General features: G+C 37.9%; 14 protein-coding genes and 1 pseudogene. All 15 read right to left on the reverse strand.

Features of this window, described 5'->3' with window-relative positions:
• Nucleotides 1-159 precede the first annotated feature (159 nt).
• Entirely contained in the window at nt 160-924 is a 765-nt protein-coding gene (recO, locus tag N178_RS10525) for a DNA repair protein RecO (RefSeq protein WP_045292077.1), read from the reverse strand.
• Nucleotides 925-951: 27 nt separating this feature from the next.
• Nucleotides 952-1095, reverse strand: coding sequence for a YqzL family protein (locus N178_RS25880; protein ID WP_014458193.1), 144 nt, complete (start codon nt 1093-1095; stop codon nt 952-954).
• Between the two features lie 155 nt (nt 1096-1250).
• Nucleotides 1251-2156 carry a GTPase Era gene (gene era, locus N178_RS10530; RefSeq protein WP_045292078.1) on the reverse strand — a complete coding sequence of 302 codons (906 nt, stop codon included), beginning with the start codon at nt 2154-2156 and terminating at the stop codon, nt 1251-1253.
• Entirely contained in the window at nt 2149-2547 is a 399-nt protein-coding gene (locus tag N178_RS10535; protein WP_013059226.1) for a cytidine deaminase, read from the reverse strand. The genes era and N178_RS10535 overlap by 8 nt, the downstream gene beginning before the upstream one ends.
• 91 nt (nt 2548-2638) lie before the next feature.
• Nucleotides 2639-3010 carry a diacylglycerol kinase family protein gene (locus N178_RS10540; protein WP_016765589.1) on the reverse strand — a complete coding sequence of 124 codons (372 nt, stop codon included), beginning with the start codon at nt 3008-3010 and terminating at the stop codon, nt 2639-2641.
• Nucleotides 2994-3464 carry an rRNA maturation RNase YbeY gene (gene ybeY / locus N178_RS10545; protein ID WP_045292079.1) on the reverse strand — a complete coding sequence of 157 codons (471 nt, stop codon included), beginning with the start codon at nt 3462-3464 and terminating at the stop codon, nt 2994-2996. The genes N178_RS10540 and ybeY overlap by 17 nt, the downstream gene beginning before the upstream one ends.
• Entirely contained in the window at nt 3461-5569 is a 2109-nt protein-coding gene (locus tag N178_RS10550) for an HD family phosphohydrolase (RefSeq protein ID WP_045292157.1), read from the reverse strand. The genes ybeY and N178_RS10550 overlap by 4 nt, the downstream gene beginning before the upstream one ends.
• A gap of 63 nt (nt 5570-5632) precedes the next feature.
• Entirely contained in the window at nt 5633-6607 is a 975-nt protein-coding gene (locus N178_RS10555; RefSeq protein WP_045292080.1) for a PhoH family protein, read from the reverse strand.
• A 3-nt stretch (nt 6608-6610) separates the two neighbouring features.
• Nucleotides 6611-7797, reverse strand: a pseudogene (gene yqfD, locus N178_RS10560) (sporulation protein YqfD).
• 16 nt (nt 7798-7813) lie between these two features.
• Nucleotides 7814-8098: a sporulation protein YqfC gene (gene yqfC / locus N178_RS10565; protein ID WP_013059232.1), complete on the reverse strand. Its 285-nt coding sequence runs from the start codon at nt 8096-8098 to the stop codon at nt 7814-7816.
• A gap of 59 nt (nt 8099-8157) precedes the next feature.
• On the reverse strand, nt 8158-8619 hold the full coding sequence (locus N178_RS10570) for a hypothetical protein (RefSeq protein WP_045292081.1): 462 nt from the start codon (nt 8617-8619) through the stop codon (nt 8158-8160).
• Between the two features lie 31 nt (nt 8620-8650).
• Nucleotides 8651-9634 carry a flotillin-like protein FloA gene (floA, locus tag N178_RS10575; protein WP_013059234.1) on the reverse strand — a complete coding sequence of 328 codons (984 nt, stop codon included), beginning with the start codon at nt 9632-9634 and terminating at the stop codon, nt 8651-8653.
• A complete protein-coding gene (locus tag N178_RS10580; RefSeq protein ID WP_045292082.1) occupies nt 9634-10965 on the reverse strand; it encodes an NfeD family protein in 1332 nt (443 codons plus the stop codon). The genes floA and N178_RS10580 overlap by 1 nt, the downstream gene beginning before the upstream one ends.
• Before the next feature lie 178 nt (nt 10966-11143).
• Nucleotides 11144-11587, reverse strand: coding sequence for a GatB/YqeY domain-containing protein (locus N178_RS10585; RefSeq protein ID WP_013059236.1), 444 nt, complete (start codon nt 11585-11587; stop codon nt 11144-11146).
• A 15-nt stretch (nt 11588-11602) separates the two neighbouring features.
• On the reverse strand, nt 11603-11776 hold the full coding sequence (gene rpsU, locus N178_RS10590; RefSeq protein WP_013059237.1) for a 30S ribosomal protein S21: 174 nt from the start codon (nt 11774-11776) through the stop codon (nt 11603-11605).
• Nucleotides 11777-11894 lie beyond the last annotated feature (118 nt).

Consider the following 11894-nt stretch of genomic DNA (forward strand, 5'->3'; position numbering starts at 1 on the left):
TAGAATGCCGTTTATTTTACCACGGCTTCTCAAAAAAAGCAGACATTACGCTTACAAAAAGTGAAACTACCTCTTTGCTCCACAGTAAAAAGGGTGTCCCCTACATACTACGAGGCACCCTAGCGACAGCAATTCCTTGCATATCACTGATTATCTTTTCTATTTCTCATCAGAGAGCGAGTGTTTTAAAGACTCCATCTGATTCAAAAACCGCTTTGTTTTTAAAAACAATCCCGAATATTCTTCGTAATATTGATCAATTACAAATTTTAGTTGTTTTTTTGTTTCGGGCTTAACAGAAATAGAACCTAACCGCTTTAAATCAATGTAATAAAATAGCCTTAATAGTTTAACCGTCATCGGACTAATTTTCAAATGATAAGGATCTTTTTCTAAGCATCGATGACAAATAAACCCGCCTTCTCGAATGGAAAAATGAAATGTTCCTTCACCTTGATGACAGACTGCACATTCATTTAATGTAGGATGAAGGCCTAGAACGTTTAACATTTTCATTTCATAAATAAATGTTAAGATCTCTGCATCATACTCTTCGTTCATATAATGAATGGTTTGGTGCAGCAGTTCAAATAGAAATGGATTTGGTTTATTGTTCTCAGTAGCTTTATCTGTTAATTCAAGAATATAAGAAGCATACGCTGTTGTGAAGATATCTTCGCGTATGCTTCTCATAGATGAGATAACTTCTCCTTGATGGAGAGTACCCATTCCTGAACCTGCTTGTATAAAAAAGTATCCATACGTAAATAATTGTGTGACGGAAGCTAAGCGACTACTGGGCTTTTTTGCCCCTCTTGCCATAAGACCCACTTTTCCGAGTTCACGTGAATAAATGGTGACAATTTTATTTGATTCACCGTAATCATTCGTTCGAATGACAATTCCTTCACACTTTTTAAACAATCATCATCACCGCCATCTTACAGAAGGCTAAGACAAGGGAGAATTGAGACTTTCGCTGTTGTCCTCATATGTTTCGGGTCTTTCTTTCACTTCATTTTCAAGTTCCTTAAAAATGAGATAAGTATCAATGCTACCTGTTTGTGAAAAAATGTTCCAAGTAAAATTCAACATAGAACTCCCACCTTTCTAACCATAAAGATCAGATACATATTTCAATTCCTTATGTTTAGAATAGCCTTCCGACGTAAAATCATGTAACACAATTTTTTACAAATTACCTTCTTTTATGAAGGGATATAAATCGACGCAAACAAGAACTCAAATGATTAATATTCGTCTTCTCTAAATCCAAAGTCACGGAGATGTGACGCTCGGTTCCGCCAATCTTTTTGCACTTTTACCCATAGTTCTAAAAATACTTTTGAACCTAAAAGGGCTTCAATGTCTGCTCTTGCTTTTCTTCCTACCTCTTTTAACATCTTTCCTTGCTTTCCAATTACGATGCCTTTTTGTGAATCTCTTTCGACGATAATTGTAGCCCCGACGTAAACAGCGCCATTATCTCGTCTTTGCATAGAATCCATCACAACGGCAATAGAATGAGGTATTTCTTCCCTCGTTGCATGCAGCACTTTTTCACGAATTAATTCCGTAACAATAAAGCGCTCTGGGTGATCTGTTACCTGATCTGCCGGGTAATATTGCGGACCTTCCGGCAATCGCTGCTTGATTTGATCAAGCAAACGCTCCACGTTATTTCCTTGTAAAGCTGAAATCGGCACAATTTCAGCAAAAGGATATAAGTCTTTATAATTCGTGATAATTGAAAACAATTCGTCTGGATGAATTTCATCAATTTTATTAATCACAAGGAAAACAGGCGTTTTTGTATCCTTTAAACGCTCGATAATAAATTCATCGCCTCGACCTAAGCCTTCTGTTGCGTTAATCATAAATAAAATTAAATCTACTTCTTTAAGCGTATTTTGCGCTACCTTCATCATAAAGTCGCCTAATTTATGCTTTGGTTTATGAATTCCTGGTGTATCAATAAACACAATTTGCGCCTGATCTTCCGTGTATACACCCTGAATTTTATTTCTAGTTGTTTGCGGTTTGTCACTCATAATCGCAATCTTTTGACCAATTACTCGGTTCAAAAAAGTTGATTTCCCTACGTTTGGTCTTCCAATAATTGAAACAAAACCTGACTTAAATTCATTATTACTCATGTAAATCCTCCGATGAAAATGCTCCTGGAAGTAATTCTTCCACAGTTAGTTCTTGTATGTCATTTTTTAAATTGGTTAATATAACTTTCATTTCTTTTGGACAAAGCTCAGAGATTACTTGTCTGCATGCTCCACACGGAGAAACAGGACGATCAGTATCAGCTACTACAGCAAGTGCTGCATACTCTTTATCTCCTTCTGAATAGGCTTTAAATAAAGCCGTACGCTCAGCACAATTGCACATGCTATAAGCTGCATTTTCAATATTGCAGCCGCGATAAACCTTTCCATCTTTCGTCAATAAAGCTGCACCAACTTTAAATTTTGAATACGGTACATAAGCCATTTCACGAGCTTTTTTCGCCTCATCAATCAGTCCGGTCTTATCCATTTATTCGCTCTCCTTTTGCGCTTCTACATGTCTTTTAACTTGTCCTTTTTTATTATACCACGGGGGTGTAAAGAACCAAAAAGAATCCTTTTTAAAACAAATACTTTAAGAAAATAATTCCTCCTATAAGGACAGCAAAACACGCATAGACCAACACCGCGGCTGCGGCTGCATCTTTTGCGTGTTTTGCTAGTATGTGATATTCAGGAGAAACTAAATCGACAACTTTTTCAACCGCTGTATTCATTAACTCTAAGCTGAACATGCCTGCAATCAGAAGCAGCACAACCGTCCATTCACCAGCTGTAATTGACAGCACGGCGCCCAAGAGAAGGACGATGAAAGAAGCTGCTACGTGAATTTGCATATTTCTCTGTGTTTTACAAACATAGAGAAACCCTTCTATTGCATAACCAAAGCTACTGACAACTTTAGCTATCCCTTTTTTATCGCGAGAGTCCATATTGTTCTAAAATATCTTTTTGACGTGTAAACATCTCTTTTTCATCTTCTGATGTTTCATGGTCATATCCAAGCAAGTGCAAGAAACCGTGAACCGTTAAGAAGCCTAGCTCCCTCATAAACGAGTGGTTGTATTCTTCTGCTTGCTCATGAGCTTTTGGAATCGAAATGACAATGTCCCCTAGGACTCTTGGCATCTCATCTCCGATAATTTGCATTTCATCTTCGCCCATTTCTTCTAGCGCAAACGATATTACATCCGTTGGCTGATTTTTATGGCGGTATTGATGATTGATTTCTTGAATTCGATCATTATCCACAAATGTAACGGATACTTCTGCATCCTCTTGCAGATTTTCATATATAGCAGCGGCTTCAAGCAGCTGCTCAAGCTCTTTTTGCTGCTCTTTACTCACTTCGTTTGTTTCATCAACAAAATCAATAACTAAACTCATACCTTCACCTTCTCTTTTTTTATCTCTGGATATTCAATTCGGGAATGAAAAATCCCATTTAAAGTTTCACATAGTGCTTGGCGAATTAACTCTAGCTCTTTGAGCGTTACGTTACACTCGCTAAGCTGCTCATCCTGCAAGCGATCTTTAATAATATTTCGCACCAAGTTCTCAATCTTTTCCGGAGTTGGATTGGACATTGACCTTACGGCTGCTTCTACACTATCAGCTATGCAAATAACCGCTGCTTCTTTTGACTGAGGCTTTGGTCCAGGATAGCGATATTCTTTTTCATCAATTTTTTCTTCTGTTTGTTCAAGTGCCTTATGATAGAAAAACTTAAGCAGGGTCGTTCCGTGATGCTGCTCTGCAATATCTACAATCTCTTTTGGAAACTTGTGATTTCGCAAAATGGTAGCTCCATCTGTAGCATGTGCGATTATAATATTTTTACTAGTCTTCGGACTTAGTTTATCATGCGGATTGGTAATATTCATTTGATTTTCAATAAAATACTGCGGTCGCTTCGTTTTACCAATATCGTGGTAATAAGCCCCCACTCTCGCTAATAAACCATTAGCTCCTATCGTTTCGCACGCCGCTTCAGATAAGTTTGCCACCATTACACTGTGATGATACGTTCCCGGTGTTTCGGTTAAAATTTTACGTAATAGCGGATGATTAGGACTCGATAATTCAATCAGCTTCATCGTAGATAAAATGCCAAATCCACTTTCAAAAAACGGAAGCAAACCTATAGTTAAAACGGAAGCAATAACACCAGATGCAATTGACATCATGCTGTAATAGCCAAGCTCTACAGTACCAATTTGGCCATTTTTAATAAAAATAATAGCAAAGCTAATAATTACGTTTACCATGGCCACAAATAGACCTGCCTGCAAAATCCGTGAACGCCTGTGCTGCCTGCTTAAAAATAAAATAGCAGCAATATTGCTAATTAAAAAGTAGATCCCAATGTTCATATTAAACGAGGTTGTCAATTCACCATTAAAAATAATGCTTCCACAAATAGCAAATACAATGCTTGATAAAATAGCAATGCGTTCATCCATTAAAATTCGAATCAGCAAACCTCCCACCGCAACAGGAGCTAAGAAACCAATTTCCGATAAATCAATTTGCTGAAACAAGCTTAAGATTTTCATGAGGCCAATCGTAATGGTTGCTACCAATACGTACAACAGCAAGGGCTGATATGTCTTGGTGTGAAATTCACGCAAATAGTAAATGAGGCCGGCTATCATCATCACAATCAGCAAAGCTAATCCCGCAAAAGGCTGAATAGATCCTTTGTTATTCAACAATCCCGCGAGCTGGAGCTGACGATATATATCAGGATTAATAAGCTGATTTTCTTCTACAATAATCTGGCCTTGTTTGATTCGAACAGGCTCCACTTTTTCCACAGCTGCTTGACGGTTTTCAGCTGTTTTTTTGGGATCATAAATCACATTTGGAATAATAGCAAATTTCGCAATGGCATTCATTGAATCCTTTAGGGAGTTGCTGACATTGGTGTAAACAAGCTGACCTTCTACCTGGTCTTTTTTCTCTTCTACATCGCTAATCTTCACTTGATCTTTCATCACATGATGAACGGCTGTGACTACAGCGTCTTTCGCAATCGATAAATCACTGTTAGAAGACTGAAGAAGCTGCTTAATAGTATCTTTTGGCAAGTTTTTTTGAATATCTTCAGGAAGCTTGTCCTCTAGCATTTTTTGTTTAGTTTTTAATACGGCATCTATACTGTCATCTTCATGATCTTCTTTTTCATATTCTGTATTAACTTCCATCATCGCATCAAAAATAGATGCAACAAGATCGACTTGGTTCTGTGCGTATTCTGTTTTTTGTGTATACACATCTTCAACGGCTTGTTCTGCCTCTGCCCGTTTTTTCTCTGTACTCTCTTTATCTTCAATGGTAACGGGTGAGTAAATGGTTTGCGGGGAAATAGACAGTAGTCTAAGATCTAATTCCTGCGGCTTTACATTGCTATACATAGACGCAAACATCATTATACCTAACAAGGCATATAACCCAATTTGAATTAACCGTAATCGCTCGATCTGTGCCATTGTTTGCTTGATTATCCGAAACGTTGACACAAACGTACCCCCTTTTACAAAAAATAGACCCTATTAAGAAAGGGTCTTTTGGTCAGCGTGTTCGTACGCTTGAATGATGCGTCCCACAAGTGGATGGCGCACAACATCTGACTGTTCTAGATGAACAAACGAAATACCTTTAACATTGGTCAGGATTTTCGAGACAGCCGCTAGACCAGACTGAGCTCCTTTTGGTAAATCAATTTGTGAAATATCTCCTGTAATCACCATTTTAGACCCAAATCCTAGTCGTGTTAAAAACATCTTCATTTGCGCCATCGTGGTGTTTTGTGCTTCGTCTAAGATAACAAACGCATCATCTAATGTACGACCTCGCATATAAGCAAGGGGTGCTATTTCAATAACTCCGCGTTCGATTAGGCGTTGCGTATGTTCTGTTCCTAATACATCATGTAATGCATCGTACAGAGGCCGCAAATACGGATCTACTTTTTCTTTCAAATCTCCTGGCAAGAAGCCAAGACTTTCACCTGCTTCAACAGCAGGACGTGTTAAAATAATACGCTGTACGTGACCATTTTTAAGAGCATTAACAGCCATGACAACGGCTAAATACGTTTTACCCGTACCAGCAGGCCCAATTCCAAATACCAAATCATTTTTCTTAATAGCAGAAATGTATTGACTTTGTCCTAATGTCTTAACACGAATAGTCTTACCTTTTACATTTTTACCAATCTCTTCTTCATATACATCTTCAAAAAACTCAAGAGAATTTTTCTTAGCTAATTGAATCGCATACACAACATCTCGTTCAGATATGGAAATATTTTTTCGGATAATGTTCAGTAACTTTTTAAGCATTTCTTCCACTAGCTGAACATTTTCTGTACTTCCGGAGACTACAACAGTCTCACCTCTTGAAATGATCGAGACCTGCATTTCTTCTTCAATTCGCTTTAAATTCGCATCTTGTACGCCAAATAATGAAATGGCTTCGTTTGAATCATCAAGTTGTACGTTAATTGTTACTAGCTGTTCTGACATTCATCAATCTCCTTGAATAATTGGTTGAGTGTTCGCAATATTTTCTATAACTTGGTAATGTATTGATAATCTAACTTTACCATTGTCCTGTTCTTGGTGCAAAACTTTTTCACCTTTTATTTTAGCATCCTCACCTAAAGTTGATAGTAATTTTTTTCGACCGATTTCCAAAGCTTTTTCCACCGCCTCTTGTTTAGAATAGACGCGCTGCGAGTTCTGTTCTTCTCGTACAGCAACTTTCTCATACGACAGAGGTAATTTCCATTTAAAAAAATAGAGTGGATGCTCCACTTTTTCTGTCACCTTTGAGCCGTATTTCTCTTTGTTAAAAGCCCAAAGAGGCATTTTAAAAGCTTGAAAATCTAAATAGTGCTTCGTATATCCATTACCCGTTAATACCTGAAAATCAGTTTTTAAAGGTACTTTCACCTCAGACTTATACCATGTTTCACCGTAGACTTTCCCTTTAGCAGCTACTACTTTTTTATTTTTTCGTTTCCAATAATACCGGAAACTAAGACCTCGCCTTCATTGACAAAATCGTTAACCTTGACTAAAGGTTGTCCTTTTTCGACAAACAAATTCGTAATAATGGCTTTCTTTTTAGCAATTAAATGTTGGTAAGGTGTTTTTTGCTGAGGCTTGGGCTCATTTTTTTCAACCACTTGGAAGTGATAAGAAGTGCCGCGCACTTCTACTCCCACCCAGGTAATATTGTTCATATTATCCGTTAAATAGCGCTGAATTTTTTCAGGACTCTCTAACAGAAATTGAAACTCTCCTCTTTTTACACCTATTTTGGCTAGCTGCTTAGTCATTTGATGTTCTGTTTGTGGTTCTGCACCGCTAATTTCCACTTTCCACACCATGTTGGAAAGCAAACCAAGAATAATAAAAAAAGAAAGAAAACCTAAAGCAAACCCACTATTTTTGATCACTCGTTTTGTTAAAAAAGGAAAACCTCGGCCTCTTATAAAATAAATTTTACAGTCTGCGTTGCGAATTAGTATACGAATTTTCTTTACATCTTTCAATAATATCGTTGCTGTCGCTAGCTGACCGTCAACTTTATGGACATTCGAAATCATAATCTGTTGTCTCACACAATTATTTAAAAAACGTTCAATTCCTTTTCCAACAATTCGAATACGTACGGTACCAATAACAAAGTTTGTCCATCCATTCTTCATTTTTTTCCTCCTTGTGTTATTGTTCTAAATAAAGAACTTGATTGATTTTACCTTCTAAAACCAGTTCTTCCGGCAGTATTACTTTAATGACCAGTCCTTCACCTCGAATTAACATTTGTCCCTGTTTTAGTAACACGCGTATTTCAGTATCAGAAAAGGCTAATAAACCTTTATGATTTTCAATATAAATGTGTATTTGTCCAACTAACGTAATACGGGGAAGATCCATTAATACATCAGCGGGTAGTTCCATTGTTTTTGTCATCCATCTTTTCATTTGGTGTCTCCACTTTTTGCTCATAAAAAGAACCCCCTTTCATCTCATGTTTATGAGAAAGGGGGTTAATGTATCACATCTATTTATCGTTTATATTTACGTTGTTTCGATTTTGGCGGCCCTAGAATTTCGGACCATATCACTCCTTGAACAGCTTCTTTACGAGAAATGGGCTGAAAAACGTTTTTCTCACCCGTGATTTTTGGCTTTTCAACTGTGATTTTCTTTTGAATAGACGGTTCATGATACGAACGGTTTTTCAGTTCTTCCAGTTTTTCTTGCAAAGGATTTGTTTCTGCTGAAGGAACAGTTTCCGGCTCCATACGAGCTGTTTTGGGCTCTTCTTTGACAGGACGATATCTAGGCCTTTCCCGTCTTGAAGGATTGTTTACAGGAGGCATAGGAGCTCTTTTAGAACGCTGCTGCTCTTCCTCTTTTGACTGAGCCATAAAACGCTGCACAACATTAAAAATAATCCCTCCAATGATGACAAAAATGAAAGCATTATTAATAATTAGTTTAATAAGCGTTTCAACAATATTCATTAGGAGAAAACCTCCTTGTTAAACTGATTCATTATTTCTCATCGTCTTCTTTAGACATTTTTCCAATTGAATCACGCATATCCGTATCAGCAGTCAAGTTTTGAATATTCATATAATCCATGACGCCAATATTGCCAGAGCGCAGTGCTTCTGCCATCGCTAATGGTACTTCTGCTTCTGCTTCTACTACTTTTGCACGCATTTCTTCTACTTTTGCACGCATTTCTTGTTCTTGAGCAACGGCCATAGCGCGACGTTCTTCGGCTTTTGCTTGTGCAATATTTTTGTCTGCTTCCGCCTGGTCTGTTTGAAGAACTGCCCCAATATTTTTACCAATATCGATATCAGCAATATCGATGGATAAGATTTCAAATGCTGTTCCGGAATCCAACCCTTTTCCTAAAACTGTTTGAGAAATCATATCAGGATTTTCCAATACTTTTTTGTGATCTTTTTGTGAACCGATTGTAGAAACAATCCCCTCGCCAACACGGGCAATAATCGTTTCTTCTCCAGCTCCCCCTACTAGTCGATCAATGTTTGCACGAACGGTAATTCGAGCTTTTGCTTTGACTTCGATTCCATCCATAGCCACCCCTGCAATAAAAGGTGTTTCAATAACTTTTGGATTAACGCTCATTTGTACAGCTTCTAACACATCACGGCCTGCTAAGTCGATAGCTGCTCCGCGCTCAAATGTTAACTCAATATTTGCTCTGTGCGCTGCAATCAACGCATTTACCACGCGGTCAACGTTACCGCCTGCTAAATAGTGGCTTTCTAACTGATTAATGGTAATGCCTAAACCTGCTTTACTTGCTTTAATTAACGGGTTCACAACGCGAGATGGTATCACTCGACGAAGTCTCATTCCGACCAGTGTGAAAATACTAATACGAACGCCTGCTGCTAATGCTGAGATCCATAGCATAATCGGTACAAAAGTGAAAAAAACAGCTAAAGCAATAATTGCTAGACCAATAACTACAAAAAACAATACGCTACCTACTTCCATTAATTAAGGTCCTCCTTTTTCAAAGGCTCTGTGAGCTTCCGCACCACAACCCTTGATCCCTCTACTTTTATAATATTTACTAACACATCTTTGTCTAAATATCCGCCTTCAGTGACTACATCCACATACTCTTCATCGATGAGCACGGTACCTGAAGGACGCAGCGGTGTTGTTGTTTTACCTTGCTTTCCTATTAATTCATAACGATTTTGATTCGATACATAACCAGATTCGGTATTAAGTGAATCATTAAGCACCATTTTTTTGAAAGGTGTAAGCTTTCTTTTAAAAAATTTCATCATCACAAATGCACCTCCCAGTGCCACCACTATTGCAATTACAAGAGAAATTCCCATTTCGATATTATTATCTGTTGACATAAAAAAACTTAAAATGATAGCTCCAAGCCCTAGCAGTCCTAAAACTCCGCCTGGTACTACAATCTCTAACAGAAGCAGTATAATTCCTGCTATAAATAAAACGAGGGCTTCCATTCCTGCTAATCCTGCTACCATATGACCATAGAAAAATAAAAGAAGCGAAGAGACTCCAATAGAGCCCGCAATACCAAATGAAGGCGTAAACAATTCAATTACAATTCCTAAAGCACCAATGGATAATAAAATGGGAACAACAAGAGGATGGGTAAGAAAACGAGCAATTTGTTCACTTACACTCATTTTTGCATACGTCAGTTTAGCATCTTCATAGCCAAGTACGCTCAGGAGATCATCTAAATTTTTTACAGTTCCTTCTGAATAACCAACTTGCTCGGCTTGCTTCGGAGTGAGCGTCAGCAATTCGTTTCCTTTTAAGTTGAGCTCAGGTATTACCATCTTTGTGTTTGCCATCGCTTCTGCATATTTAGGGTTTCGGTTATTTTGTTCTGCTGCGCTCTTCATAGCCGATAACCAATAAGACTGAGCTTTTTTTCCTGCTGCATTTCCCTGTTGGTCAATCACAGCTGCCGATCCCATTGTAGAGCCGGGTGTCATATAAATTTGATCGGCGTTAAGTGCAATATACGCTCCGGCTGATAATGCTTTTTTATCGACAAAAGCAGCGGTAGGAATAGGTGTTGAGGTTAAGCTTTTAGCTATTTCAGAAGCTGCATCTACAGCTCCTCCAGGAGTATCTATGTCCAATATAATCAAATCTGCACCGTCATTTTCCGCATCTTCAATGGATCTGTTTAAAAAAGAAAGCAATCCATTTTCTACCGTTTTATTGACAGGAATAACGTGTACGCGCTTCACGTCAGCGGTGCTAATAGTGGGGAATAACCCAGTGGCTAAAATAAGAAAGCACGCGAAAGAAAATAAGGTTTTCACCGAATACACTTCCCTCCTTCCATAGATAGTATGAGTATGTACCTGTATATACGTATAACTTTAACAATAGTTTCAAATTTTTTAAAATTTATCTATTTTCTTCTTTACACTCGAAAAACAAAACATAAGTTCGATTATTATCCATATAAAAAACACCTTACACAAGGTAAGGTGTTTTTTATGATAAGTGTTGAAGGACAAGCTTATTAACAAGAGAGCCATCCGCTTTGCCTTTTACTTTCGGCATAAGCGCTCCCATAACTTTCCCCATATCAGCTTTAGAGGAAGACTGCGTTTCTTCAATCGTCGTTTTAATAATTTCAGATAACTCTTCTTCGGTTAGCTGTTTAGGAGCGTAAACTTCTAAAACCGCTAATTCAGAATGAATTTTATCAACAAGATCTTGACGACCTGCTTTCTCAAATTCATGGAGGGAGTCTTTACGTTGTTTGAATTCGCGAGAAATAACCGTCAACTCGTCTGCTTCAGTTAGGTCAGTCCCTAACTTAATGGCTTCGTTTTGAAGAGATGCTTTGACCATACGAATGACCCCAAGCTTCTCTTTCTCTTTGTTTTTCATCGCTTGTTTCATATCACTATTTAAACGCTCGAGAAGACTCATAAATCCACCCTCTTATTAGAACTTGCGTTTTCTAGCAGCTTCAGATTTCTTCTTACGCTTTACGCTAGGCTTTTCATAGAATTCGCGCTTTCTTGCTTCTTGTAACGTACCAGTTTTTGAAACTGAACGTTTGAAGCGACGAAGAGCATCTTCAAGCGATTCGTTTTTACGAACAACTGTTCTTGACATTCTAATTCCCTCCCTCCGAACAAAACCACTAACATCATAATGAAATGACATGTTAGACATGTCTTTTGCAATTATAATATAATGATTCCTTAAGGTCAACCGCTTTACATAAAGTAAT

Origin of the sequence: Priestia aryabhattai B8W22 (genome assembly GCF_000956595.1) — a bacterium.
Taxonomy (GTDB): domain Bacteria; phylum Bacillota; class Bacilli; order Bacillales; family Bacillaceae_H; genus Priestia; species Priestia aryabhattai.